At 72.7% G+C, this 23,668-nt stretch carries 26 protein-coding genes; 9 read left to right on the top strand and 17 right to left on the bottom strand.

All coding sequences use genetic code 11. The features are described 5' to 3' along the window. Window positions 1–37 precede the first annotated feature (37 nt). From ACGFXC_RS22570 to ACGFXC_RS22555, 4 genes are all read left to right on the top strand, one after another. Window positions 38–826 carry a VOC family protein gene (locus tag ACGFXC_RS22570; RefSeq protein ID WP_393715870.1) on the top strand — a complete coding sequence of 263 codons (789 nt, stop codon included), beginning with the start codon at window positions 38–40 and terminating at the stop codon, window positions 824–826. A 111-nt stretch (window positions 827–937) separates the two neighbouring features. Continuing rightward, a complete protein-coding gene (locus ACGFXC_RS22565) occupies window positions 938–1,396 on the top strand; it encodes a DUF3995 domain-containing protein (protein WP_393715425.1) in 459 nt (152 codons plus the stop codon). After that, on the top strand, window positions 1,393–1,905 hold the full coding sequence (locus ACGFXC_RS22560; protein ID WP_393715423.1) for an RNA polymerase sigma factor: 513 nt from the start codon (window positions 1,393–1,395) through the stop codon (window positions 1,903–1,905). Before ACGFXC_RS22565 ends, ACGFXC_RS22560 begins: the two co-directional genes overlap by 4 nt. Next, window positions 1,902–2,369 (top strand): hypothetical protein, encoded by a 468-nt coding sequence (locus tag ACGFXC_RS22555; protein ID WP_393715421.1) that lies wholly within the window; start codon window positions 1,902–1,904, stop codon window positions 2,367–2,369. Before ACGFXC_RS22560 ends, ACGFXC_RS22555 begins: the two co-directional genes overlap by 4 nt. A gap of 59 nt (window positions 2,370–2,428) precedes the next feature. On the opposite strand, the gene ACGFXC_RS22550 is transcribed toward ACGFXC_RS22555, so the two are convergent. From ACGFXC_RS22550 to ACGFXC_RS22540, 3 genes are all read right to left on the bottom strand, one after another. After that, on the bottom strand, window positions 2,429–2,701 hold the full coding sequence (locus ACGFXC_RS22550) for a DUF1876 domain-containing protein (RefSeq protein WP_393715419.1): 273 nt from the start codon (window positions 2,699–2,701) through the stop codon (window positions 2,429–2,431). A gap of 69 nt (window positions 2,702–2,770) precedes the next feature. Then, window positions 2,771–3,772: a porphobilinogen synthase gene (gene hemB / locus ACGFXC_RS22545; RefSeq protein WP_393715417.1), complete on the bottom strand. Its 1,002-nt coding sequence runs from the start codon at window positions 3,770–3,772 to the stop codon at window positions 2,771–2,773. A 42-nt stretch (window positions 3,773–3,814) separates the two neighbouring features. After that, window positions 3,815–4,342 carry an ATP-binding protein gene (locus tag ACGFXC_RS22540; protein ID WP_393715416.1) on the bottom strand — a complete coding sequence of 176 codons (528 nt, stop codon included), beginning with the start codon at window positions 4,340–4,342 and terminating at the stop codon, window positions 3,815–3,817. Here ACGFXC_RS22540 and ACGFXC_RS22535 point away from each other — a divergent pair. Both ACGFXC_RS22535 and ACGFXC_RS22530 read left to right on the top strand, forming a co-directional pair. After that, complete coding sequence (locus ACGFXC_RS22535) at window positions 4,341–5,165, top strand: Scr1 family TA system antitoxin-like transcriptional regulator (protein WP_393715414.1); 825 nt, start codon at window positions 4,341–4,343, stop codon at window positions 5,163–5,165. The two genes, ACGFXC_RS22540 and ACGFXC_RS22535, sit on opposite strands and share 2 nt — an antisense overlap. Then, window positions 5,162–5,347 carry a DUF397 domain-containing protein gene (locus ACGFXC_RS22530; RefSeq protein WP_393715412.1) on the top strand — a complete coding sequence of 62 codons (186 nt, stop codon included), beginning with the start codon at window positions 5,162–5,164 and terminating at the stop codon, window positions 5,345–5,347. Before ACGFXC_RS22535 ends, ACGFXC_RS22530 begins: the two co-directional genes overlap by 4 nt. 24 nt (window positions 5,348–5,371) lie before the next feature. Here the strand turns inward: ACGFXC_RS22530 and proP are convergent, their stop codons facing one another. The 6 genes from proP to ACGFXC_RS22500 form a co-directional block, all read right to left on the bottom strand. Then, window positions 5,372–6,868 (bottom strand): glycine betaine/L-proline transporter ProP, encoded by a 1,497-nt coding sequence (gene proP / locus ACGFXC_RS22525; protein WP_393715410.1) that lies wholly within the window; start codon window positions 6,866–6,868, stop codon window positions 5,372–5,374. 230 nt (window positions 6,869–7,098) lie between these two features. Next, entirely contained in the window at window positions 7,099–8,766 is a 1,668-nt protein-coding gene (locus ACGFXC_RS22520) for a uroporphyrinogen-III synthase (protein ID WP_393715408.1), read from the bottom strand. After that, a complete protein-coding gene (gene hemC, locus ACGFXC_RS22515; protein ID WP_393715406.1) occupies window positions 8,763–9,731 on the bottom strand; it encodes a hydroxymethylbilane synthase in 969 nt (322 codons plus the stop codon). Before hemC ends, ACGFXC_RS22520 begins: the two co-directional genes overlap by 4 nt. Then, window positions 9,728–11,497 carry a glutamyl-tRNA reductase gene (locus ACGFXC_RS22510; protein ID WP_393715404.1) on the bottom strand — a complete coding sequence of 590 codons (1,770 nt, stop codon included), beginning with the start codon at window positions 11,495–11,497 and terminating at the stop codon, window positions 9,728–9,730. The genes hemC and ACGFXC_RS22510 overlap by 4 nt, the downstream gene beginning before the upstream one ends. Beyond that, a complete protein-coding gene (locus tag ACGFXC_RS22505) occupies window positions 11,494–12,336 on the bottom strand; it encodes a redox-sensing transcriptional repressor Rex (RefSeq protein WP_393715403.1) in 843 nt (280 codons plus the stop codon). The genes ACGFXC_RS22510 and ACGFXC_RS22505 overlap by 4 nt, the downstream gene beginning before the upstream one ends. 273 nt (window positions 12,337–12,609) lie before the next feature. Further along, window positions 12,610–12,888, bottom strand: a complete 279-nt coding sequence (locus tag ACGFXC_RS22500) for a glutaredoxin family protein (RefSeq protein WP_393715401.1) — start codon at window positions 12,886–12,888, stop codon at window positions 12,610–12,612. Between the two features lie 99 nt (window positions 12,889–12,987). Between ACGFXC_RS22500 and ACGFXC_RS22495 the strand changes: the two genes are divergently transcribed. The 3 genes from ACGFXC_RS22495 to ACGFXC_RS22485 all read left to right on the top strand — a co-directional run bounded on the left by ACGFXC_RS22495 (window position 12,988) and on the right by ACGFXC_RS22485 (window position 16,653). Then, window positions 12,988–14,025: an HAD-IB family hydrolase gene (locus ACGFXC_RS22495; protein WP_393715399.1), complete on the top strand. Its 1,038-nt coding sequence runs from the start codon at window positions 12,988–12,990 to the stop codon at window positions 14,023–14,025. A gap of 340 nt (window positions 14,026–14,365) precedes the next feature. Further along, window positions 14,366–15,178: an ECF subfamily RNA polymerase sigma factor, BldN family gene (locus tag ACGFXC_RS22490; protein WP_351818143.1), complete on the top strand. Its 813-nt coding sequence runs from the start codon at window positions 14,366–14,368 to the stop codon at window positions 15,176–15,178. 257 nt (window positions 15,179–15,435) lie between these two features. Then, window positions 15,436–16,653 (top strand): DUF5667 domain-containing protein, encoded by a 1,218-nt coding sequence (locus ACGFXC_RS22485; RefSeq protein WP_393715397.1) that lies wholly within the window; start codon window positions 15,436–15,438, stop codon window positions 16,651–16,653. Window positions 16,654–16,750: 97 nt separating this feature from the next. On the opposite strand, the gene ACGFXC_RS22480 is transcribed toward ACGFXC_RS22485, so the two are convergent. From ACGFXC_RS22480 to ACGFXC_RS22445, 8 genes are all read right to left on the bottom strand, one after another. Further along, the gene (locus ACGFXC_RS22480; RefSeq protein ID WP_393715395.1) at window positions 16,751–17,752 is read right to left on the bottom strand and encodes a lysophospholipid acyltransferase family protein; all 1,002 of its coding nucleotides are present in this window, start codon (window positions 17,750–17,752) and stop codon (window positions 16,751–16,753) included. Continuing rightward, window positions 17,752–18,849 (bottom strand): NAD-dependent epimerase/dehydratase family protein, encoded by a 1,098-nt coding sequence (locus ACGFXC_RS22475; protein WP_393715393.1) that lies wholly within the window; start codon window positions 18,847–18,849, stop codon window positions 17,752–17,754. The genes ACGFXC_RS22480 and ACGFXC_RS22475 overlap by 1 nt, the downstream gene beginning before the upstream one ends. A 95-nt stretch (window positions 18,850–18,944) precedes the next feature. Further along, window positions 18,945–19,043: a 30S ribosomal protein bS22 gene (locus tag ACGFXC_RS22470; RefSeq protein WP_003948845.1), complete on the bottom strand. Its 99-nt coding sequence runs from the start codon at window positions 19,041–19,043 to the stop codon at window positions 18,945–18,947. Between the two features lie 120 nt (window positions 19,044–19,163). Further along, window positions 19,164–19,373 carry a helix-turn-helix domain-containing protein gene (locus ACGFXC_RS22465; protein WP_008738568.1) on the bottom strand — a complete coding sequence of 70 codons (210 nt, stop codon included), beginning with the start codon at window positions 19,371–19,373 and terminating at the stop codon, window positions 19,164–19,166. A 115-nt stretch (window positions 19,374–19,488) separates the two neighbouring features. Continuing rightward, window positions 19,489–20,319: a phosphatase gene (locus tag ACGFXC_RS22460; protein ID WP_393715391.1), complete on the bottom strand. Its 831-nt coding sequence runs from the start codon at window positions 20,317–20,319 to the stop codon at window positions 19,489–19,491. 78 nt (window positions 20,320–20,397) lie between these two features. Then, the gene (locus ACGFXC_RS22455) at window positions 20,398–21,546 is read right to left on the bottom strand and encodes an acetoin utilization protein AcuC (RefSeq protein WP_393715868.1); all 1,149 of its coding nucleotides are present in this window, start codon (window positions 21,544–21,546) and stop codon (window positions 20,398–20,400) included. Continuing rightward, window positions 21,518–22,744: an MFS transporter gene (locus tag ACGFXC_RS22450; protein ID WP_393715390.1), complete on the bottom strand. Its 1,227-nt coding sequence runs from the start codon at window positions 22,742–22,744 to the stop codon at window positions 21,518–21,520. The genes ACGFXC_RS22455 and ACGFXC_RS22450 overlap by 29 nt, the downstream gene beginning before the upstream one ends. A 43-nt stretch (window positions 22,745–22,787) precedes the next feature. Beyond that, window positions 22,788–23,441, bottom strand: coding sequence for an HAD family hydrolase (locus ACGFXC_RS22445; protein ID WP_393715388.1), 654 nt, complete (start codon window positions 23,439–23,441; stop codon window positions 22,788–22,790). Window positions 23,442–23,668: the final 227 nt, after the last annotated feature.

Below are 23,668 nucleotides of genomic sequence, written 5' to 3'. Positions count from 1 at the left end.
TCCCCCAGCGTCACCGACGGAGGCATCCGTGCCCGACATGAACGGCCCCTACAAGCCCGGCACCCCGTGCTGGATCGACCTGATGGTCCCCGACCAGCAGGCCGCGCTCGACTTCTACCGCGACCTCTTCGGCTGGCAGGGCGAGGTCGGGCCCGCCGAGCAGGGCGGGTACGCCGTCTGCACCCTCAAGGGCAAGCCGGTCGCCGGGATCATGAAGGCGATGAACCCGGACGGCAGCGTCCCCGACCCGCTGCCGCCGACGGTGTGGACCACCTACCTGTCCACCGACAACATCGACGGCACCCTCAAGTCCGTCACCGACGCCGGCGGCACGGTGATGATGGGCCCGATGGACGTCATGGACCTCGGCCGGATGGCCGTCCTCGCCGATCCGACGGGCGCCGTCGTCGGTCTCTGGCAGGCCGGCACCTTCGACGGCGCGGGCATCGTCAACGAGCACGGCGCGCTGATCTGGAACGAGCTGACCACCGCCGACCTCCCGGCCGCCGCCGCGTTCTACTCCTCCGTACTGCCCGTCACCACGGCCCGCTCCGAGATGCCCGGCGCCGAGGGGTACGTCGAGTTCAAGGTCGACGACCGTGCGGTCGGCGGGATGATGGACCTGTCCCAGCTGCCTCCCGGCGTCCCCCCGCACTGGCAGCCGTACTTCCACGCGGACGACGTCGACGAGGTCCAGGCAGCGGCCGTCCGCGCCGGCGGCAGCGTCCTCGCCCCGGCCTTCGACATGGCGGCCGGCCGGATGGCCGTCCTCGCCGACCCGCAGGGCGGCGCCTTCTCGGTGATCACCGCCGCCACCCCGGAGTAGCCCGCCCACCGCCGCCCGGCCGGTGTGACGCGTCCCACAGGGAACGTTCCCGGCCCGCGGCCCCTCCTCGGGGTGCCGGTTCCTTCGCCACCACACCCCGGGGAGCACCCCATGGCCGTCCTCACCGCCCGCCGCGCCGGGCGGGCCCTCGCCGCCGTCCTCGCCGCGGACGCCCTCGCGCACCTGTACTGGGCCACGGGCGCCACCTGGCCCGCCCCCGACGCCCGGGCCCTGTCCCTGGGCGTGCTCGGCACGGAAGTGCCCTTCACCCCGCCCGTCGTCCTGCCCCTCGCGGCCGCCCTGGCGGTGGCGTCGGTGGCCGTCGCGGCCCGCGCGGACGGCCGGGGCGGCCGGGCGGCCGCGCTGGTCACCGGGGCCGTCGCCGCGGGGCTGGGCGTACGGGCCCTGGCCGGGGCCGGCTGGGCCCTCGGCCTGGACGCCGGAATCGCGGCGGCGGGCCCGGCCTTCCACCGGCTGAACCTGCTGCTCTACACGCCGCTGTGCCTGGCCGGTGGCGGGGCGGCCCTGCGCGTCCTCGCGGCCGGCCGGCCCGGCAGGATCACCCCGTGAGCACCGAACGCCGGGAGCGGGGCGTGACCCTGGCGCGGGCGGCCCGCGCCGGGAACACCCTCGCCCTGCACGAGCTGCTCGACCACCTCACCCCCTACGTGGCCCGGATCTGCGAGCCGATCGCGCTGGCCGACGGGCCCGACGCCACGCAGGAGGCCCTCGTCGCCGTCTTCACCTCCCTGCGCTCGCTCAAGGACCCCCAGGCGCTGTACGGGTGGGTGCGGGCGATCGCCGTGCGCGAGGCCGTCCGCACCGCCCGCCGGACGGCCCGGACGCGGCCCGCCGACGCGCTGGCCGACGTACCGCAGCGCGGGGACCCGCAGTTGGCGGCCGACATCGCCGACGTCCTGGCGCGGCTGACGCCCGATCACCGGGCCGTCCTGGTGCTGCGGGACGTGGAGGGCCTGGACGAGGAGTCCGCCGCGGCCCTGCTCGCCATCGCGCCCGGCACCGCCAAATCCCGGCTCAGCCGGGCCCGTTCGAGTTTCCGGAAGGCGTGGTCGGCATGACGTACGCAGTGGATGCGGTGGACGCCGTGGACCCGGTCGCCCGGCTGCGCATCATGGCCGCCGGCGTCCCGGGCGCCCGCGTGGTCGAGCGGGTCCTGGCCGCCCCCGTGGAGGCCGTCTGGGCCGTGATGGGCGATCTGGAGGGCGGCTTCGGGGAGTTCCAGCCGGACATGCGCCGGGTGCGGGTGCTGCGGGTGTCGGGCGACCGGGTGGAGGCGCTGGCCCGCAGCCGCCACGGCTTCCGCGCGCGGCTGCGCGGTCACGTCCGGCCCGGCTGGTGCTGGCTCCAGAGCCGGTTCCTGATCATCGGCATGGCGGCCTCGCCCGAGCCGGACGGCGGGACCCGGGTGGCCCTGACGGGGGGCGTACGGGTACCCGCCCGCGCGGCGATCGTCCCGCTGGGCGCCCGCCGCGAACTGGAACGCGCCGCGGCCCGCCTGGAGGCCCTGGTCACGGCCCCGTGAAGCCCCGGCCCCGGGACGGGCCGGGGCCGGGGGCCGGACCGGGGCCGGTCAGCCGTTGATCAGCCGATCAGCGGGTACGAGTTCCTCCCGGCGGCCTCGTCGATCTCCCCGTGGGCCTTCTGCAGGAGCTGGCCCGCGAGGTCCATCAGGGCCCGCGCCCCGGCGATCTCCTCGCCGACCCTGAGCTGCTCCGGGTCGGACGGGTGCCGCATCGCGTAGCCGCGCGCCCTGACCTCGGAACCGTCGGCGAGCCTGAGCAGCGCCGCCGCGTTGGTCCGGTGGCCGTCTTCGGTGAACTCCATCTCGACGTGCCAGCCTGCGAGTGTGGGCATGGCGGATCACCTCCACAGTGCCGTGTCGCCACTCCCTACAGCCTGCTCCCCCCGCCCCGCCGGGGCCAGTCAGCGGGCCTCGCGCAGCCAGCCCGCGACCTCGGTCGCCCAGTAGGTGAGGATCGTGTCGGCGCCCGCCCGCTTGATGCCGAGCAGGGTCTCCAGGATCGCCCGGTCCCGCTCGATCCAGCCCTTCTCCGCCGCCGCCTCGACCATCGCGTACTCGCCGCTGATCTGGTACGCCGCCACCGGCACGTCCACGGCCTCCGCGACCCGGTGGAGGATGTCCAGGTACGGGCCCGCCGGCTTCACCATCACCATGTCGGCGCCCTCCTCCAGGTCCAGCGCCAGCTCGCGCAGCGACTCCCGCGCGTTCGCCGGGTCCTGCTGGTAGGTCTTGCGGTCGCCCTGGAGGGAGGAGGCGACGGCCTCGCGGAAGGGGCCGTAGAAGGCCGAGGAGTACTTGGCGGTGTACGCGAGGATCGACACGTCCTCGTGGCCCGTCTCGTCGAGCGCGTCGCGGATCACCCCGACCTGGCCGTCCATCATCCCGCTCGGGCCCACCACGTGGACGCCCGCGTCGGCCTGGACCTGCGCCATCTCGGCGTACCGCTCCAGCGTGGCGTCGTTGTCGACGCGGCCGTGCTCGTCGAGGACCCCGCAGTGGCCGTGGTCCGTGTACTCGTCCAGGCACAGGTCCGACATGATGACCAGGTCGTCGCCGACCTCCGCCTTCACGTCGCGGATGGCGACCTGGAGGACGCCGTCCGGCTCGGTGCCCGCCGTGCCGAGCGCGTCCTTGTTCTCGTCCGCCGGGACACCGAACAGCATGATCCCCGAGACGCCCGCCTCGACCGCCTCGACGGCCGCCTTGCGCAGCGTGTCCCGCGAGTGCTGGACCACGCCCGGCATCGCCGAGATCGGCAGCGGCTCGGAGATCCCCTCCCGGACGAACGCGGGCAGGATCAGGTCCGAGGGGTGCAGCCGGTACTCCGCCACCATGCGCCGCATGGCGGGGGTGGTGCGCAGCCGGCGGGGCCGCGAGCCGGGGAAGGATCCGTACGCGCTCATACTCAGTCGCCTCTTCGAGCCTGGACAGCAGTCCCCCCAAGCCTAGGGGCCCGCCACCTCCACCCCGAACTCGCACCACACGGCCTTGCCGGGCGTGCGCGGCGTCACCCCCCACCGATCCGCGACCCCGGCCACCAGCAGCAGCCCCCGCCCGCCCTCGGCCCCGACATCCCGGTCGGCGATCCGCGGCCGCCCACCCCCGCTGTCGGCCACCTCGGCCCGGACGGATCCATCGAAGAGCATCAGCCGCACCCGGTAGTACCGCCCGGGCGGCACCCCGTGCAGCAGGGCGTTGGTCGCCAGCTCGCTCACGCAGAGCAACAGGTCGTCCCGACGGTGTGTGACACCCCACGCGTGAAGTGTCTCCGCCGCAAACTCCCTGGCAGGACGGACGGATCGAGGGCTGCGAGGGAAGTACCGCTCACGCAGCAAGGCCGGATGGATTTCCACGTTCACGGGGCGATCGTCGCGTTGCGTGACTAGCGTGAGCCAGACCGGTAACCCGTACTCCCTCAGGAGTACGGGTTGGTACCGGTATCTCTCGTGCGTACTCGGGGAGTTCACAGGCATGCCACCACGCAAGAGGCCCCGGCCCAACGAAACCGCGATGAAGATGGTCGGCGCCCTGGTCGCCGCCGCCCGTGTCGACAAGGGAATGACACAGCGCACCTTCGCGGAAGCGCTGCACATGGACATCGAGACCGTCGCCTCGATCGAACAGGGCCGACGGACCCTCATGCCCAACGTCGCCGAGAAAATGGACCGGGTCCTCGGTCTGCCGGGGCTGCTGACGGTCGCGGCGAACAAGATGCCGGAGGTGGACATGGTCCCGGCCTGGGCGGAGGAGTACATGGAACGGGAGCGGGAGGCCCTCGCCCTGTCCTGGTACGACACCCTGACCGTGCCCGGTCTTCTCCAGACGGAGAACTACGCCCGCGCGGTGCTCGGCTGCCGCGTCCCCTTCGTGGGCGAGGAAAAGATAGAGCGCCAGACCGCCCACCGCATCAATCGTCAGCAGATCTTGACCCGGTTGGTCCCTCCCACACTCAGCTTCATCGTGTGGGAGGCGCCCCTCCGGGACCGGATCGGCGGCACCGATGTCTACCGCGAGCAACTGCGTCATCTGCGCGCCTGCGCAGCCCGGCCGACCGTCTCGCTCCAGGTACTGCCCCTGGGCGTCACCGCCCACGCGGGTCTCGACGGCCCCTTCATCCTGCTGGAAACCCCCGAGTTCCAGCACCTCGCCTACTCGGAAACGCAGCGCCGAAGCTTCCTCGTGCGCGACCCAAACGAGGTCAGCATCCTTACTCAGAAGTATGCGATGCTGCGGTCACAGGCCCTCAACTTCGCGGAGACGCAGGACCTGTTGGACCGGTTGCTAGGAGAGTCATGAGCACCCCACTGAAGTGGTTCAAGTCCAGCTACAGCGGCAGCGAAGGCGGCGCCTGCGTCGAAGTCGCCACCTGCGTCCGCGCCGGCACCGTCCACGTCCGCGACTCCAAGGTCACCGACGGCCCGGCCCTGGCCCTCGCCCCCGCCGCCTGGGCCGGACTCACCGGCTGGGTGCGTTCCTAGAGTGACGGGGGTGGGCCGGCTCGCTCAGAACCGCGGGCCCGGGGACTGGGCCGCGCACAGTTCGGCCGCTTCCTCGTGGGTCTCGACCGCCGGCGGCGACCCGTCGAGGGGCAGGCGGGCGGTCTCCTTCATGCACGCCACCGCGACGAGGCCGACCAGGGCCGCGCCCATCGCGTAGTAGGCGGGCATCAGGCTCGACCCGGTCCAGCCGATCAGGGCGGTGATCACCAGCGGGGTCGTCCCGCCGAAGAGCGACGTCGCGAGGTTGTAGCCCACGGACAGCGAGCCGTAGCGGACCTCGGTGGGGAAGAGGGCCGGGAGCGCGGCCGACATCGTGCCGAGCAGGCAGAGCAGCGACAGGCCGAGCATCAGCACCCCGGCGGTGACCGCCGCGATGCTGCCCTGCCCGATCAGCAGGAACGCCGGGAGCGAGAGCACGAGGAACCCCGCCATGCCCGCCATCAGCACGGGCTTGCGGCCGAAGCGGTCGGACAGCGCCCCGACCCGGCTGATGAGCAGCATCAGGAACACCATCACCGCGAGCAGGATGAGCAGGCCGTGCGTCTCGCTGTAGCCCAGCTCGTCCGAGAGGTAGGTCGGCAGGTACGAGAGCACCATGTAGTCGGTGATGCCGTAGGCGCCGACGAGGCAGCTGCACAGGAGCAGCGCCGGCCACTGCTCGCGGAAGATCCGGGCGAGGTCGCCCTTGCGGATCGTCTCCACGCCGTCGGCCGCCTCGGAGGCCTGGGCGGTGCCGCCCTCCAGCTTCTGGAAGGCCGGCGTCTCGTCCAGCCGCAACCGCAGGTACAGGCCCACCAGGCCGAGTGGCCCGGCGATGAGGAAGGGGACCCGCCAGCCCCAGGCCTCCATCTGGCCGTCGTCGAGCACCGCGTACAGCGCGGTCACCAGCCCGGCCGCGCCCACGTAGCCCGCCAGGGTGCCGAATTCGAGGAAGCTCCCGAAGAACCCCCGCCGCCGGTCGGGCGCGTACTCGGCGATGAAGGTGGAGGCGCCGCCGTACTCCCCGCCGGTCGAGAAGCCCTGGAGCATCCGGAAGAAGATCAGCAGGGCGGGCGCCCACAGGCCGATCGTGGCGTGCGAGGGGATCAGGCCGATCGCGAAGGTGCCCACCGCCATCAGGATCATGGTGAGGGCCAGCACCTTCTTGCGGCCCAGCCGGTCCCCGAGGGGGCCGAAGAACATCCCGCCGAGCGGCCGCACCAGGAAGGCAACGGCGAACGTCGCGAACGAGGACAGCAGCTGGGTGCTCTCGCTGCCCGACGGGAAGAAGACGTGCCCCAGGGTGACGGCCAGGTAGGAGTAGATGCCGAAGTCGAACCACTCCATGGCGTTGCCGAGCGAGGCCGCCTTGACGGCCCGCTTGACCGCGCGGTCGTCCGTGACGGTGATGTCCGTCCGGCGCAGCCGCGGGCTCTGCCGTCGTCTGACCGCGCGGAAGAGCCCGGGGTGACGCTTCACCGCTTCCGGGTCGGCCGTCTTCGGGGGGCGCAGAGCCGCCATGGACGGTCCTTTCCTCGGGGGTGTTCCAGCCCTCACGCCTGCGCGGTCACAGCGCCCCCAAACGGGCCGGACCCCCTGATGAGACGCTGATCACAACGCGGAGGAACCCCCCGGCGGGCGGCCGGCTCCGTCCCCGACCCACCGAAAAAAGGGGAAGGGCCCGGGTGCGCTGTGCACCCGGGCCCTTTCCCGTACGCGTACCCGGCCCCCGGCCGGTCCGGCTAACCCGCTCACGTCGTACGACGCCGCCGCGCCCCCGGACGGCGCTCGCTCGGCCGGGCGACGGTCTCGCCCGCGGCCTTCGCCGCGTCCCGGCGGGCCTCGCCGTAGGCGGCCAGCGCCTCCGCCAGCTTGCCCACGCTCGGCTCCGGCGACAGCACGTCGACCCGCAGTCCGTGCTCCTCGGCCGTCTTGGCCGTGGCCGGGCCGATGCAGGCGATGACGGTCACGTTGTGCGGCTTGCCCGCGATGCCGACCAGGTTGCGCACCGTGCTCGACGACGTGAACAGCACGGCGTCGAAGCCACCGCCCTTGATCGCCTCACGGGTGTCGGCCGGCGGCGGCGACGCGCGCACGGTCCGGTAGGCCGTGACGTCGTCGACCTCCCAGCCCAGCTCGATCAGCCCGGCCACCAGCGTCTCGGTGGCGATGTCGGCGCGCGGCAGGAAGACGCGGTCGATCGGGTCGAAGACCGGGTCGTAGGGCGGCCAGTCCTCCAGCAGCCCGGCGGCCGACTGCTCGCCGCTCGGCACCAGGTCCGGCTTCACGCCGAACTCGACCAGCGCGGCCGCGGTCTGCTCGCCGACCGCGGCGACCTTGATGCCCGCGAAGGCGCGCGCGTCGAGCCCGTACTCCTCGAACTTCTCCCGCACCGCCTTGACCGCGTTGACCGAGGTGAAGGCGATCCACTCGTAGCGGCCCGTGACCAGGCCCTTGACCGCCCGCTCCATCTGCTGCGGGGTGCGCGGCGGCTCCACGGCGATGGTCGGCACCTCGTGCGGCACCGCGCCGTACGAGCGCAGCTGGTCGGAGAGCGAGGCGGCCTGCTCCTTCGTACGCGGTACGAGGACCCGCCAGCCGAACAGCGGCTTCGACTCGAACCAGGCCATCTCCTCGCGCCGCGCGGCGGCGCCCTGCTCACCGACCACGGCTATGACGGGCCGCGCGCCCTCGGGCGAGGGGAGCACCTTGCCCTGCTTGAACACCTGGGCGATGGTGCCCAGGGTCGCGGTCCAGGTGCGCTGGCGGGTCGTCGTGCCGCCGACGGTCACCGACAGCGGGGTCTCCGGCTTGCGGCCCGCCGAGACCAGCTCGGCGGCCGCGGCCGCGACGGTCTCCAGGGTCGCGGAGACGACGACGCTGCCGTCACTGGCACCGACCTCGCTCCAGCAGCGCTGCGAGGCGTGCCGGGCGTCCACGAAGCGGACGTCCGCGCCCTGCTCGCCGCGCAGCGGCACACCGGCGTACGCGGGCACGCCGACGGCGGTCGCGACACCGGGCACCACCTCGAAGGGGACCCCCGCGCGGGCGCAGGCCAGCATCTCGGCGGCCGCGTTCCCGTCGAGCCCCGGGTCGCCGGTGACGGCACGCACGACCCGCCTGCCGGTGCGCGCGGCCTCCATGACAAGATTGGCGGCGTCGCGGATCACCGGGACCCCGGCGGCGGCTGACAGTTCGTCAGCGACCGTCAGCTGCGGCGTGTCGACGCCCGCGCGCGCGTGGGTCCGTACGACGTCGAGCACTTCCGGCTCGGCGATCAGTACGTCCGCGCCGGCGAGCGCCTCCACGGCGCGCAGCGTCAGCAGACCCGGATCGCCGGGGCCGGCACCGAGGAAGGTGACGAGCCCCTGGGCGGCGACGACCGGAAAAGCGGAGGTGGTGGGGCTTGAGGGGTTCAAAGGGATCGCTCCCCCATCAGACCGGCCGCGCCCTTGGCCAGCATCTCGTCCGCGAGTTCACGGCCGAGCGCCATGGCCTCGTCGTACGACTGGGGCACGGGACCGGTGGTGGACAGCTGTACCAGCGTGGTTCCGTCGAGGGTTCCGACGACACCGCGCAGGCGCATTTCATTGACAATCTGCCCGTCGGCCAGAAGGTCGGCGAGCGCGCCCACGGGCGCACTGCAGCCGGCCTCCAGGGCGGCGAGCAGGGCTCGTTCCGCGGTCACGGCGGACCGCGTGTGCGGGTCGTCGAGCTCACCGAGTGCGGCGGCGAGTTCCACGTTCGAGGCGAGGCACTCCACGGCCAGGGCTCCCTGGCCGGGCGCGGGCAGCACGCTGTCGACCGACAGCAGCTCGGTCGCCTCGTCGCCGCGGCCGATCCGGTTCAGCCCGGCGGCGGCCAGCACGACCGCGTCCAGCTCCCCGTCGCGCACGAACCCGATGCGCGTGTCGACGTTGCCGCGGATCGCGACGGTCTCGATCCGCTTGCCCAGGTTGCGGGCGTAGGCGTGCAGCTGCGCCGTGCGGCGCGGCGAACCGGTGCCGACGCGGGCGCCGTCGGGCAGCTGCTCGAAGGTCAGCCCGTCGCGGGCGACGAGCGCGTCGCGCGGGTCCTCCCGCTTCGGCATGGCCGCGATGACCAGCTCGTCGGGCTGCGCGGTCGGCAGGTCCTTCAGCGAGTGCACGGCGAAGTCGACCTCGCCGCGCACCAGCGCGTCGCGCAGCGCGGTGACGAACACCCCGGTGCCGCCGATCTGCGCGAGGTGCTCGCGGGAGACGTCACCGTAGGTCGTGATCTCCACGAGCTCCACCGGCCGGCCGGTGATCGCCCGTACGGCCTCGGCGACGTGCCCGGACTGGGACATGGCCAGCTTGCTGCGCCGCGTGCCGAGCCTGAGGGGCTGGTCGGGACGTGTGTTCATGATGCCCGTCCTGGGTCGTCATCGTTCTTCGGATCGGCCGCGTCCGCCCGGCTGACGGATGCCACCGTCTGAGGGTCGAGGTCGAAGAGTTCGCGCAGCGCCTCCGCGTACCCGGCGCCGCCGGGCTCGCTCGCGAGCTGCTTGACGCGCACGGTCGGCGCGTGGAGGAGCTTGTCGACGACGCGGCGCACGGTCTGGGTGACCTCGGCCCGCTGCCGCTCGTCGAGGTCGGGTACCCGCCCGTCGAGCCGTGCCACCTCCATGGCGACGACCTCGGCGGCCATCGCCCGCAGGGCGATGACGGTGGGGGTGATGTGCGCGGCCCGCTGCGCGGCGCCGAAGGCGGCCACCTCGTCGGCGACGATGCCGCGCACGGCGTCGACGTCGGCGGCCATCGGGGCGTCGGCGGAGGCTTCCGCGAGGCTCTCGATGTCGACGAGCCGCACCCCGGGGATGCGGTGCACGGCGCCGTCGATGTCACGGGGCATGGCCAGGTCGAGCAGGGCCAGGCGGACCGCGGCGGCGTCGACGCTGCTGCGGTGCGCCCGCCGCGGCTGGCGCTGCGCGGCGGCTTCGCCCTGGTCGGCCCAGGTCCCGTGCAGTTCGAGCGATCCGGCGTCGACCCCGGCCAGCGCGGAGCGGCCGTCCCCGGCCGGCGCGTCCAGCCCGAGCGGGCAGCCGTCCGGTTCGGCGAGGGCCCGCGCGGTTGCGGCCTCGGCGGGCGCGATGGTCCGCACCGCCCCGGCGTCGGCCAGCCGCCGCCCGGCCTCGGCGGCGGCCACCAGCCGCGCCACGACCTCCGCGTCGGCGGTGGGCACCCGCGCCCCGCCCGTGACGGACGGGGCCCGCCCGGCCGGGACGGCCGGGGCCTGCGGCGCCGGACCGGCGGGGGCCGGGAGCGGGGTGGCGCCGGGCCCGTCGTGGCCGCCGTCGGACAGCGCGGCGGCGACGTCGTCGCCGGTCAGCACCAGCCCCGTCGCCCCCGTACAGGAGACGACCACGTCAACACGTGTCAGTTCGGCGGTGACGGCGGACATGCCGACGGCCCGCGCCAGCACACCGGTGCCCGAGGCAACCAGAATCTCGGCAAGGCGCTCCGCCCGCTCCGCGGTCCGGTTCGCGACCACGATCTCGGCGACGCCCACCCGCGCCAGCGTCGCCGCGGCGAGCGAGGACATCGATCCGGCCCCGATCACCAGCGCCCGCTTGCCCGCGGCCCACCGCGCGACCGGCGTCCCGTGCCCGGCGAGCTGCTCCAGCCCGAAGGTCACCAGCGACTGCCCGGCCCGGTCGATCCCGGTCTCGGAGTGCGCCCGCTTGCCGACCCGCAGCGCCTGCTGGAAGAGGTCGTTGATCAGCCGCCCGGCGGTGTGGAGCTCCTGCCCCAGCGCGAGCGCGTCCTTGATCTGCCCGAGGATCTGGCCCTCGCCGACGACCATCGAGTCCAGCCCGCACGCCACCGAGAACAGGTGGTGCACCGCCCGGTCCTCGTAGTGCACGTACAGGTACGGGGTGAGCTCCTCCAGCGCGACGCCGCTGTGCTGGGCCAGCAGCGTGGACAGCTCGGCGACACCGGCGTGGAACTTGTCCACGTCGGCGTACAGCTCGATCCGGTTGCAGGTGGCCAGCACGGCCGCCTCGGCCGCCGGCTCGGCGGCGAGCGTGTCGTGCAGCAGCTTGACCTTGGCGTCGGCGGACAGCGAGGCCCGCTCCAGCACGCTCACCGGCGCGCTGCGGTGACTGAGGCCAACGACGAGCAGGCTCATGCCGGCATCACCGCCGGGGCCTCACCCTCGGGCCCGCCCTTGCGCGCGGCGGCGGCCGCCGGGACGGTCCGCCCGGCCGGCGACGGGGCGGCGGCAACGGGCACGGAGCCCGTACCGGCGGCCGGCTCCGGCACGACCCCCGCGCCGCCCGCGGCCGCACCGGCGGCGGCGGCTTCCTCGCCCGCCTTGCGCTGCTCGTGGAAGGCCAGGATCTGGAGCTCGATGGACAGGTCGACCTTGCGCACGTCGACGCCGTCCGGCACCTGCAGCACGGTCGGCGCGAAGTTCAGGATGGAGGTGACACCGGCGGCGATGAGCCGCTCGCTCACCTGCTGCGCGGCGCCGGCCGGGGTCGCGATGACCCCGATCGAGACGCCGTTCTCCTCGATGATCTTCTCCAGGTCATCGGTGTGCTGCACCGGCATCCCGGCGACCGGCTTGCCGGCCATCGCGGGGTCGGCGTCGATCAGCGCGGCCACCCGGAACCCGCGGGAGGCGAAGCCGCCGTAGTTGGCGAGCGCGGCGCCGAGGTTGCCGATGCCGACGATGACGACCGGCCAGTCCTGGGTGAGGCCGAGTTCGCGGGAGATCTGGTAGACGAGGTACTCGACGTCGTAACCGACGCCGCGGGTCCCGTAGGAACCGAGGTACGAGAAGTCCTTGCGCAGCTTCGCCGAGTTGACCCCGGCGGCGGTCGCGAGCTCCTCGGAGGACACCGTGGGCACCGATCGCTCGGAGAGCGCGGTGAGGGCGCGCAGGTACAGCGGAAGCCGGGCGACAGTGGCCTCGGGAATACCTCGGCTGCGGGTCGCCGGTCGGTGAGTTCGGCCAGTTGCCACGATGCTCCTGCGGGATGAGCGGGGCTGCAGGCGGCCACTTGTCCCAGGACCGCCCCGTCGAATGCAGGCTATGTCTTTGTGAACGCGTGCACAAAGATTGTGTCCGCTTTGTCCGAGCAAAGTGACCGGGGTCACGCGGGGTGGGCAGGCAGGGCCCGGGCCGGGAACGGGCCGAACCCGTTCAAATCCCGAGGGGGGCAAAGCGGTACACACTCCTCATCGATACGCCCCCGAGTCCCCATAAATCGCCCATGATGGTAACGGGCGAATCGGTCAGGCTCCCAATGCGCGGCGCAACCGGTCCGGGTTCACCCTCCAGAAGGTGTGCTGTTCACCGTCGACGAGCACCACCGGAATCTGCTCCCAGTGCAGCCGATGGAGCTCCTCGTCCTGCGAAATGTCCTTCTTCTCCCACTGTGCCCCTGTTTCGGCACAGACCGTTTCGACGACCGCCTGGGCGTCGTCGCACAGGTGGCACCCCGGCTTCCCGATGAGCGTGACCATCCGCTCCCCCGGACTCTTCTTTTCCTTACGGCGCAGCAAAGGACTCATGACCTCATTGTCCCGCGCGAGACGGGCGCGCCCGAAGAGTTAACCGCTCCGCCTCCCTGCGGTTCGGGAAGTCCCGAACACAATGGCTATGCTCGCGTCATGGCCGCTCTGGGATGGCTCACCCCCCGTAGGCGCTCCGCCACCGCGCGGAGCGTGCTGGCAGGCGAGGCCTCGGCCGAGGCCGCCCGCAAGAGCGCGCAGGCCGAAGCCCCACCTCACACCGCCCCGCCGCAGGACGCGGCCGTGCCCGAGACGGCCCCGCTCGACCTCGCGTCCGCCGCCGGCGGCGCCGGACGCCCCGTGCGGCCCGCCGAGCCCGCCGAGGTCCCAGAGGACTCCCCCGAGCCGGAGTTCCCCGTCCCCGGGGACGACCTCGCCGCCGCGTTCTTCGATCTCGACAACACCGTCATGCAGGGCGCCGCGATCTTCCACTTCGGCCGCGGCCTCTACAAGCGCGAGTTCTTCCGGCGCCGCGAACTGGCCCGCTTCGCCTGGCAGCAGGCCTGGTTCCGGCTCGCCGGCGTCGAGGACCCCGAGCACATGCAGGACGCCCGCGACAGCGCCCTGTCCATCGTCAAGGGCCACAAGGTCTCCGAGCTGATGTCCATCGGCGAGGAGATCTACGACGAGTACATGGCCGAGCGCATCTGGCCGGGCACCCGCGCGCTCGCCCAGGCCCACCTCGACGCCGGCCAGAAGGTGTGGCTGGTCACCGCCGCCCCCGTCGAGACGGCCACGATCATCGCCCGCCGCCTCGGCCTCACCGGGGCCCTCGGCACCGTCGCCGAGTCCGTGGACGGGATCTACACCGGCCGCCTGGTCGGCGAACCCCTGCACGGCCCCGCCAAGGCGGAGGCGGTGCGCGCGCTGGCCGCCGCCGAGGACCTCGACCTGGAACGCTGCGCCGCGTACAGCGATTCGCACAACGACATCCCGATGCTGTCGCTGGTCGGACATCCGTACGCGATCAATCCCGATACGAAACTGCGCAAGCATGCGCGGGCCAACGACTGGCGGCTGCGCGACTATCGGACCGGCCGCAAGGCCGTGAAGGTCGGCGTCCCGGCCGCCGCCGGAGTCGGCGCCCTGGCGGGCGGCGCGGCCGCCGCGATCGCCCTGCACCGGCGCCGCAAGTAGGAACGCCGGGCCGCGGCCCCGCGACGGGCCCCCCGGCGCACATTCCCCCACCCTTACCCGCGCCGTCGGCGCGGCACTCCGGCCTGCCCGACTCGGTCGCGAGCCACCGTGGAAGCGTCCATTCCGTGCACCCATGTGATCAGGAAGCGATCACCAACTGGGCCTGAATATGCCCTCGACACGCAACAGAAGTGTCGGAACCGGTGATTTCAGCAACTGGGTGTAGCGCTGCCTGTACGAAGCGTTATTCTCCTCAAACGCATGCCACCGCCCATCTGTCGCCACGACGGGTGAACGGTCCCGCACTGCACGTGATGGAAGCTCTGCCTCTGGGAGTCCCGTGTACCCACCTGTCGGGGTTGACGCCTCGGGCCTGGCTACGCTGCGCGCAACGGTCCTCGACCTCCTGCGCGGCTTCGTCCCCACCGCGTACGCCGTCCCCGCCCTCGCCGCCGCGGTCCCCGCCGGACTCGGCCCGGCCGGCCCTTGCTATGCCCTGACCGACGGCGGAGCGACGGTGGGCAGACGCGGTCGATCGGGCGCGAGCCCGGCCGCCACCGCCGGCACCACCACGCCCGCGGCCCGCCGCCCCACCGCGGACAGCGACCAGGCCCGCATGATGGACCTGGTCGAACGAGCCCAGGCCGGCGAGGCCGAGGCCTTCGGCCGCCTCTACGACCAGTACAGCGACACGGTGTACCGCTACATCTACTACCGCGTCGGCGGCAAGGCGACCGCGGAGGACCTCACCAGTGAGACCTTCCTGCGCGCGCTGCGCCGCATCTCCACCTTCACCTGGCAGGGCCGTGACTTCGGCGCCTGGCTGGTGACCATCGCGCGGAACCTGGTGGCGGACCACTTCAAGTCCAGCCGCTTCCGCCTGGAGGTCACCACCGGCGAGATGCTCGACGCCAACGAGGTGGAGCGCAGCCCCGAGGACTCCGTCCTGGAGTCGCTCTCCAACGCGGCGCTGCTCGAAGCCGTACGCAAACTCAACCCGCAGCAGCAGGAGTGCGTCACCCTGCGCTTCCTCCAGGGCCTGTCGGTCGCCGAGACCGCCCGGGTCATGGGGAAGAACGAGGGGGCCATCAAAACCCTCCAGTACCGGGCCGTCCGCACCCTGGCCCGCCTGCTGCCGGACGACGCCCGCTGACCGCCTCCACCGGACAGCCCGGCCCCGACCCGACAACACGACCCCACACCCACGACCGGTGACCCCTCGATGACGCTGTGGTCCGATCATCCTTCGTCCGTAACCCAAGTGCCGCGCCGCTCGTTGTGCGGGATGCAGGCTCCCTTTGGACACGCCCTGCCCGAAGCCGCTCACTCGAAAGTGTGGATGTGCTCAAGGAAGGCAACCTTCCGGACACCGTGGGGAGTCGATCGTCATGACGAGAGGAGGTGCCGCCAGTGATCGCGAACGTTACTCCGCACCGGCGGGCGAACGCCTTCGCCCAGGCCCTGGAGGATCGGACCCTGTCCGACCTTTCGGAACCGGACCCGGCGGCCGAGCAGTCCGAGGCACCTGCCGAACCTGCCGACCACGACCGGTTGTTGGCCCTGGCGAGCGTACTCGGCGAAAGAATGCCGCGCCCGGTGCTGGACCCCGAGGTCAAAGTGGTGCAAAGAGCCCAGCTCATTGCCGCCATGGAGGCCATGGTGATGGAGGAGAGGGCCGGGGGCGGTGCCGCCTCGGACCCTCTGGTGCCCGAACAGCGGACCGGCCGCGGCGCCCACCGGGCGACCTCGCTCCGGAAATTGCGGCCCCGCTCCCGCTGGTCCAAGGGCATCGCAGCGGGGGGCCTCACCGTGGGTGTGGCCGCAGGGGCCTTCAGCGGAGTGGCCGCTGCCAGCACCGACGCCCTGCCGGGTGACTCCCTCTACCCCATCAAGCGGGGCATGGAGGACCTGAAGCTGGGCATGGCCGACGAGGACGCGGACCGGGGCGAGCTCTACCTGGACCAGGCCTCGAACCGGCTGTCGGAGGCGCGCAGGCTCATGGAGCGCGGCCGTACGGGCGTACTGGACCACGAGTCCCTGGGCGCGATCCGCCGCGCCCTCGCGGGCATGAAGCACGACGCCGCGGAGGGCCACCGGCTGCTCCAGGCGGCGTACGAACGGGACGGATCGCTCGGCCCGATCCAGACGCTGTCCTCGTTCTCCCGCTCCCACCGCGACGCGTGGGGCCGCCTCCGGGAGAAGCTCCCGGCGCAGCTCACCGACGTCGGGGGCGAGGTCGAGTCGGTGTTCCAGGCCATAGACGATGACGTGGCGCCGCTCCAGGGCCTGCTGCCCAAACCCCCGGAGCAGACGCGCGGCTCGGGCGCCCCCGCCAAGCCCAGCACCCCGGCGACGGGCAAGCACCAGCCCTCGGCGCAGCCGGGCGCGCCCTCCCAGGCCGCTCCCCCGGCCGCCCCCAGCCCCTCCGGCAGCCGCCCCACGGCTCCCGGTACGGGCGGCGGGCTCCTCGGCGGAGCCGGCGACCTGCTCCACCCCCCGGCCCCGGGCCAGTCCGCACCGCCGTCCGCGGCGACCCCGGACTTCCCGCAGCCGGACATCACCCTCCCGCCGCTCCTCCCGGGTCTCCTCCCGGGCCTGGGCCTCAACGCGGAGGACGCCGGCCAGTAGCCGACGCACAGCGGGGGCCGCGCACCGCGCGGCCCCCGCTCACGTCTGCGCACGTCCGCCCACGCTCGCTTCCGCCCGGACGCCACGGGGCGCCCCGTCAGAAGAAGACCGACCGCCGCTGCACCAGCAGCTTGTACAGCGTGTGCTGGATCTGCTCCCGGACCTGGTCCGTGAGGTTGAACATCAGCATCGGGTCCTCCGCCGCCTCCGGCGCGTAGCCGTCCGTCGGGATCGGCTCCCCGAACTGGATCGTCCACTTCGTCGGCAGCGGCACCGCCCCCAGCGGACCCAGCCACGGGAACGTCGGCGTCACCGGGAAGTACGGCAACCCCAGCAACCGCGCCAGGGTCTTCGCGTTCCCGATCATCGGGTAGATCTCCTCCGCCCCCACGATCGAACACGGCACGATCGGAGTTCCCGCCCGCAGCGCCGTCGAGACGAACCCGCCCCGCCCGAACCGCTGGAGCTTGTACCGCTCGCCGAACGGCTTCCCTATCCCCTTGAAGCCCTCCGGCATCACCCCGACGAGCTCGCCCGCCTCCAGCAGCCGCTGCGCGTCCTCCGCGCACGCCAGGGTGTGCCCGGCCTTGCGGGCGATCTCGTTCACCACCGGCAGCATGAACACCAGGTCCGCCGCCAGCAGCCGCAGGTGCCGCTCCGCCGGGTGCTGGTCGTGGACGGCCACCTGGAGCATCAGCCCGTCCAGCGGGAGCGTCCCCGAGTGGTTCGCCACGATCAGCGCGCCGCCCTCCTTGGGGATGTTCTCGATCCCCTTGACCTCCACCCGGAAGTATTTGTCGTACACCGGCCGCAGCAGCGACATCAGGACCTGGTCCGTCAGCTCCTTGTCGTAGCCGAAGTCGTCGACCTCGTACTCCCCGGTGATCCGCCGCCGCAGGAACGCCAGCCCGCCCGCGATCCGCCGGTCCCAGCCGTCACCCGGCGGCGCCGGCGCGGGAACGGGAACGGGCACCGGCCCGTCCACGGGACCCGCCGGCTCAACGGCCTCCGCGGGCGCCGGCACCGCGCGCACCTTCCGGGGCGCGCCCCGCCGGCGCGGCCGGTCCTCGTCGAACGGAATGACCTTGGCGTCCGCCACTATCGCTGCGCTCCCTCGTCCACACCGGCGCCCGCACCGGCGACCGGCCCGTTCACCTTCGGGTCCTCCACCCCCAGCACGGAGGCCACCCGCCGCACGGCCCGGTCGACCCGGTCCGCCGGCAGCAGCCCCTCCCCGCGGCTCCGCGCGAAATCGGCGAAGGTCTCCACGGTCGTGTACATCGGCCGGAACCCCAGGGTGTCCCGCATCTGCGCGGTCTCCACGACCCGCCCGTGCGTCAGCAGCCTGATCTGCTCCGGCGAGAAGTCCGTCACCCCGACGGTGCGCAACGCCGAGCCCACCCACGTCACCGCGGGCAGCAGCAGCGGCACCGTCGGCCGGCCCAGCCTGCGCGAGCACTGCGACAGCAGCAGCACCCCGTCCCCCGCGATGTTGAACGTCCCGCTGTTCAGCGTCCCCCGCCGCGGCTCCCCGGCCGCCAGCCGGAGCACGTCCACCACGTCGTCCTCGTGGACGAACTGCAGCCGGGGGTCGTACCCGAGCACCGTGGGGATCACCGGCATCGAGAAGTACTCCGCCAACGCCGAATCCGCGTACGGCCCCAGGATGTTCGCGAAGCGCAGCACGCACACCGCCACGTCCGGCCGCCTGCGCGCGAAGCCCCGTACGTAGCCCTCGACCTCCGCGGCGTCCTTCGCGAAGCCGGCGGCCGGCAGCGACTTCGGCTGGGTCGTCTCCGTGAACACGGCGGGGTCCCGCGAGGTGCCCCCGTACACGCTCGTGCTCGACTTCACGACGACCCGGCGCACCGTCGGCGACTTCTGGCAGGCCCCGAGGAGCTGCATCGTCCCGATGACGTTCGTTTCCTTGACGGTGCTGCGCCCGCCGGGCGCTCCCGCGGCGCCGCCCGTCACGGCCAGGTGGACCACCGTGTCCACGGCGTGCTCCGCGAGCACGCGCACGATGCCCGACTGCCTGATGTCCGCGCGCACGAACTCCGCCGAACCGAGCCGGTGCGGCGGGCTCACCGCGTCGACCGCGATCACCCGCTCCACGTCCGGGTCGCGCTGGATGCGGCGCACGAAGCGGCCCCCCAGCTGCCGGGCAGCCCCGGTGACGAGCACGACCTTCCCCACGAGCTCAGCGCCTCCCTCGAAGAAGTACCCCGGCTGCACCGCAGCCCCTCCACCAGGATGGTGGAGGGGCTGCGGAGAACACGTACAGCTGCCGTTTACTTCTTGTTACGGCGCTGGACGCGGGTGCGCTTGAGCAGCTTGCGGTGCTTCTTCTTAGCCATCCGCTTGCGCCGCTTCTTGATAACAGAGCCCACGACTACCCTCGCTCACTTCTCTTCATTCGGTGCGGGGCGTCGGGGCCCACACGACCTACGTCGGCCTAGCCTACCGTCCCGAGCTCTGAGCTTGTAATCCGAGGGCCCGCAGGGTCAGTCTCAGGCCGATTCCACCCCCACATACGACTCGCGGAGGTACTCGTGGACCGCGTTTTCGGGGACCCGGAAGGACCGGCCCACCCGGATCGCGGGCAGATGACCGTTGTGCACCAGGCGGTACACGGTCATCTTCGACACTCGCATCACCGAGGCGACCTCCGCCACGGTCAGGAACTGAACCTCGCTGAGAGGCCTCTCGCCAGCAGCCATGACACCCACCTTGACCTTCCGCGCCTGACGGGCACCGGCTTCCCCTCCGGTTACTCCTCGTCGTCGCACGCTCACTCCCAGAGTAGGGGCGTGTGATACGAGTGGGGAAGAGGAGCTACGGCCACTCCTGACGCCCCGGCAGCCGCGCACGGTGCAACACGTACCGGATCAGCGGTCTGTAGTAATCCGAGCGCACCCCGTCATCAAGCGGAACCGTCACCGCGACCCGCCCCTCGGCCTCGCCGACGAACAGCGCGGGATCGTCCGTATCCGCCAGCCCGATGGCCTCCACACCCAGCTGACCTGCACCGCAGACCCATCCGTGGTCCCCCACCACCAATTCCGGCAGCGGGTCGCCGGCCTCCGCCAGTGCCCCGAGCGCCATCCGAACCGGCAGGGGCGAATGGGAGTGTGCGCCGGGGGCACACGCGGCCGACCGCGCGCCGCCCTCCCGCACCAGTGCGACTCCCCGTACGTAATCGATGCGGTGCGGCCGTACGCCGAACCGGGTCGCCATGTCGACACCGACCCCCTGCGCCGGAGTGAGGACAACACATCCCGCCGCCGACAGCGCCCGGGCCAAAGAGGCGTAGAACTCCAGGAGACGGTGCGGATGACCCGTGCCGAACAACACGGGCGACCGCGCCCCGGCCGCCGCCCCCAGCCGCTCCGCGAACGCCCCCAGGGCCGCCACCGTCCGCTCCGGGTCGATCACATCCGGACCCCTGACGTGCGCCGGATCCGCCGAGACACCGCACTTGGACGCCATCAGCCCCAGCAGTTCACCCTCGCCCCACCCCCGCTCCGGGTCCAGCCCCAGCAGCAGCCGCGGGTCCCGCGCCGCGAACAGCCGGTAACTGCGCAGGCTCGACTCCCTCGACGTGGCGACGGGCCCGGCCAACCGGGCGGCCAGCAGATGCGCACGCAGCGCGCCGGTGGTCAACACCCTCCGATGCTGCCGCACCGGACCTGGCGCCTCATCACATCCGGGAAACAGCCCCACCGTTGGCGTAATGATGCATCGTCACACCAGCATCCCCCGCAACGGGAACACCGCCCGCCGGGTCGCCAGAACGGCCTGATCCGTACGGTCCGCCGGATCGTACCCGGCCTCCCATTCCCGCCACCGCGCGTCACGCCCGTCCGTCATCCGCGCCGGCCCCGGCTGCCGCGTCCGCGCGTACACCAGGTCGAGCCACTCCCGCGGCACCGCCGCCGCCGGATCCACCGGCCGGTGCGCCGCGATGCCCACCAGGTGCGTCCACGAGCGCGGTACGACGTCCACCACCGCGTACCCGCCACCGCCCAGCGCGAGCCACCGCCCGTCCGCGTACGTGTGCGCCAGCCGGTGGCAGGCCTCCTGGACCGCCCGCTGCGCGTCCAGCGACACCGCCAGGTGCGCGAGGGGGTCCTCGAAGTGCGTGTCCGCCCCGTGCTGGGTGACCAGCACCTGTGGCCGGAAGTCCGCCAGCAGCTCCGGCACCGTCGCGTGGAAGGCCCGCAGCCAGCCCTCGTCACCCGTCCCGGCGGGCAGCGCCACGTTCACCGCCGAGCCCTCCGCCCCGGGCCCGCCCGTCTCCTCCGGCCAGCCCGTCTGCGGGAACAGCGTCCGCGGGTGCTCGTGCAGCGACACCGTCAGGACGCGCGGATCGTCCCAGAACGCCGCCTGCACGCCGTCCCCGTGGTGGACGTCCACGTCCACGTACGCGACCCGCTCGGCCCCCAGCTCCAGCAGCCGGGCGACGGCCAGCGCCGCGTCGTTGTACACGCAGAACCCGGCCGCGCCGCCCGGCATCGCGTGGTGCAGCCCGCCCGCGAAGTTCACCGCGTGTTCCGCCTCACCGCGCCAGACGGCCTCCGCCCCGGCCACCGACTGCCCCGCGATCAGCGCCGAGGCCTCGTGCATCCCGTGGAAGGCCGGATCGTCGACGGTCCCGAGCCCGTACGAGCCGTCGGCGGCCCCCGGATCGGCCGACACCTCGCGCACGGCCGCCACGTAGTCCTCGCGGTGCACCAGCCGCAGCGTCGAATCGCCGGCCGCGCGCCCCGCCCGCACCTCCATCGCCCGGTCCAGCCCGAAGGCCCGGACCAGCCCCATGGTCAGCGCCAGGCGCACCGGGTCCATCGGATGGCTCGGTCCGAAGTCATACCCCGTTACCGCCTCGTCCCACATCAACAACCCGGTCACCGGCTCGCCGCTCATGCCCGACACCGTATCGGGCCCGGTCCGCGCCGAACGAGCGGGCCTGGAAGAGCGTCACCAGCACGAGCACCATCGGCACGAGCATCGCACCCCGGTAGCTCCAGGCGTCCCCGATGCCCCCGACGAGCGGCGAACCGATCAGGAACCCGACGTAGTTGAAGATGTTCAGCCGTGCCACCGCCGTGTCCGAGGCCCCGGGGAACAGCCTCCCCGCGGCGGCGAAGGTCTGCGGCACGATCACGCACAGCCCGATCCCCAGCAGCGTGAAGCCCAGCATCCCCGTCCACGCCCCCGGCGCGGAGGCCACCACCGCGAACCCGCCGGCCGCCACCACCGTCCCGGTCCGCACCACGGCCACCGCACCGAACCGGCGCACCCCGAGGTCCCCCACGGCCCGCCCGATCAGGGTCGTCACCATGTAGACGTTGTACGGGACGGTCGCCAGCTGCTCGGAGCTGCCCAGCACGTCCTGGAGGTACTTGGCACTCCAGTTCGCCACCGTCGAGTCCCCGATGTACGCGCACGCCATCACCACGCACAGCGGCAGCAGCAGCTTCCCGCCCTTCGCCGGCCAGCCCCCGGCCTCCTCCCCGGCACCGCCGGGCTCGGAGTCCGCGTAGAACCGGCTGCCCACCAGCGCCACCGGCAACAGCACCACCACGGCGGGCAGGTAGCCGGTGAACAGCGAGAGGTGCCAGTGCGCCCCCACCCAGGCCGCCGAGGCCCCCAGGATCCCGCCGAGGCTGTAGGCGGCGTGGAAGCCGAGCATGATGCTCCGCCCGTACGCCCGCTGGAGGCTGACCCCCAGCATGTTCATCGAGGCGTCCAGCGCCCCCACCGCCAGCCCGAACACCCCGAGCGCCACCGCGACGTGCCACATCCGGCTGCCCGCCCCGACACCGAGGAGGGCCAGCAGGACGACGGGCTGCGCCCACCGCAGCACCGTGCTCGGCGCGATCCGCTTCACGAGGTGCTCGGTGGCGACGCTCGACACCCCTGCGAGGACCGGCACGGCGGCGAGGAAGGCGGGCAGCAGCCCGTCGGATATCCCGTACTGGTCCTGGATGGCCGGGATCCGGGTCACCAGCAGGGCGAAGGCGACGCCCTGCGCGAAGAAGCTGAACCCGAGGGCACCACGCCCGCGCCGCAGCCGCACGTCAACTGTCATGGCGGCACAGCGTAGGCCCCCCGGCTACCGGTGGGTAGAGCGATCACACACCCAATCCGAGCAGGGGGAACAGCTCCTTCATCTCCCCGAAGTAGGAGGTGGCTCCGGCAAGCGCGTCGGCCGAAGACATGGAGGTGTACGCGAACACGTCCATCCCAGCGGCCCGGGCCGCCTCCACCCCGAGCCGGCTGTCCTCGATGACGACGCACCGCGCGGGCGCGACGCCCATCATGTCGGCCGCGTGCAGGAACAGGTCCGGCGCCGGCTTGCCCCGGCCGACGTCCTCGGCACTGAAGATCCACTCCTCCTCGAACCACTCCCCCAGCCCCGCGCTGCGGTGCCCGACGCGGATCCGTTCGTGGGTGCCGGAGGAGGCCAGGCAGTACGGCACCCCCTGCGCGGACAGCTCGGCGAGTACCTCGGTCACCCCGGGGACCGGCTTCAGCTCCCGGGCGAAGGCGGCGGAGACCCGCTCCTGGAGGGTGTGGTCGAACTCCTCGGGCAGCCGCTGCCCGCTCCGCTCGAAGACCAGATCGTGCACCCGGTGCACCGCGGCCCCCATGTAGTCCCGCAGTGACTCCTCATAGGAGGTGGGATGCCCCAGCTCCGTCAGGTACCCGGAGAGGATCGTGTTGGAGAGCGGCTCGCTGTCCACGAGGACGCCGTCGTTGTCGAAGATGACCAGCTCATAGCCCATCCACCCAGCCTACGAGCGACCGGCGCGGGTTCCCGGCAGGTTCGTACGGGTAAACGGTGGAACCCTGTCCGGCCCCACCCCGGCCCCCGGCTCCGGCCGGCGGCTGCGAGAAAGGCCCGTAAACGGCCCGTAAACGCAGAAAAGCCCCGCACCAGTTACCTGGTGCGGGGCTTTCCCACAATGATTGTTCGGCGGCGTCCTACTCTCCCACAGGGTCCCCCCTGCAG

This window comes from Streptomyces sp. NPDC048507, from assembly GCF_043199995.1.
GTDB lineage: Bacteria > Actinomycetota > Actinomycetes > Streptomycetales > Streptomycetaceae > Streptomyces.
This window is presented reverse-complemented; position numbering and strand designations above follow the sequence as displayed.

Coding starts and splice junctions, on each gene's coding strand:
- ACGFXC_RS22570 (WP_393715870.1), top strand. CDS start 38: ATGAACGGCCCCTACAAGCCCGGCACCCCGTGCTGGATCGACCTGATG.
- ACGFXC_RS22565 (WP_393715425.1), top strand. CDS start 938: ATGGCCGTCCTCACCGCCCGCCGCGCCGGGCGGGCCCTCGCCGCCGTC.
- ACGFXC_RS22555 (WP_393715421.1), top strand. CDS start 1,902: ATGACGTACGCAGTGGATGCGGTGGACGCCGTGGACCCGGTCGCCCGG.
- ACGFXC_RS22550 (WP_393715419.1), bottom strand. CDS start 2,701: ATGCCCACACTCGCAGGCTGGCACGTCGAGATGGAGTTCACCGAAGAC.
- hemB (WP_393715417.1), bottom strand. CDS start 3,772: ATGAGCGCGTACGGATCCTTCCCCGGCTCGCGGCCCCGCCGGCTGCGC.
- ACGFXC_RS22535 (WP_393715414.1), top strand. CDS start 4,341: ATGCCACCACGCAAGAGGCCCCGGCCCAACGAAACCGCGATGAAGATG.
- ACGFXC_RS22540 (WP_393715416.1), bottom strand. CDS start 4,342: ATGCCTGTGAACTCCCCGAGTACGCACGAGAGATACCGGTACCAACCC.
- ACGFXC_RS22530 (WP_393715412.1), top strand. CDS start 5,162: ATGAGCACCCCACTGAAGTGGTTCAAGTCCAGCTACAGCGGCAGCGAA.
- proP (WP_393715410.1), bottom strand. CDS start 6,868: ATGGCGGCTCTGCGCCCCCCGAAGACGGCCGACCCGGAAGCGGTGAAG.
- hemC (WP_393715406.1), bottom strand. CDS start 9,731: ATGAACACACGTCCCGACCAGCCCCTCAGGCTCGGCACGCGGCGCAGC.
- ACGFXC_RS22510 (WP_393715404.1), bottom strand. CDS start 11,497: ATGAGCCTGCTCGTCGTTGGCCTCAGTCACCGCAGCGCGCCGGTGAGC.
- ACGFXC_RS22500 (WP_393715401.1), bottom strand. CDS start 12,888: ATGAGTCCTTTGCTGCGCCGTAAGGAAAAGAAGAGTCCGGGGGAGCGG.
- ACGFXC_RS22495 (WP_393715399.1), top strand. CDS start 12,988: ATGGCCGCTCTGGGATGGCTCACCCCCCGTAGGCGCTCCGCCACCGCG.
- ACGFXC_RS22465 (WP_008738568.1), bottom strand. CDS start 19,373: ATGGCTGCTGGCGAGAGGCCTCTCAGCGAGGTTCAGTTCCTGACCGTG.
- ACGFXC_RS22455 (WP_393715868.1), bottom strand. CDS start 21,546: ATGTGGGACGAGGCGGTAACGGGGTATGACTTCGGACCGAGCCATCCG.
- ACGFXC_RS22450 (WP_393715390.1), bottom strand. CDS start 22,744: ATGACAGTTGACGTGCGGCTGCGGCGCGGGCGTGGTGCCCTCGGGTTC.
- ACGFXC_RS22445 (WP_393715388.1), bottom strand. CDS start 23,441: ATGGGCTATGAGCTGGTCATCTTCGACAACGACGGCGTCCTCGTGGAC.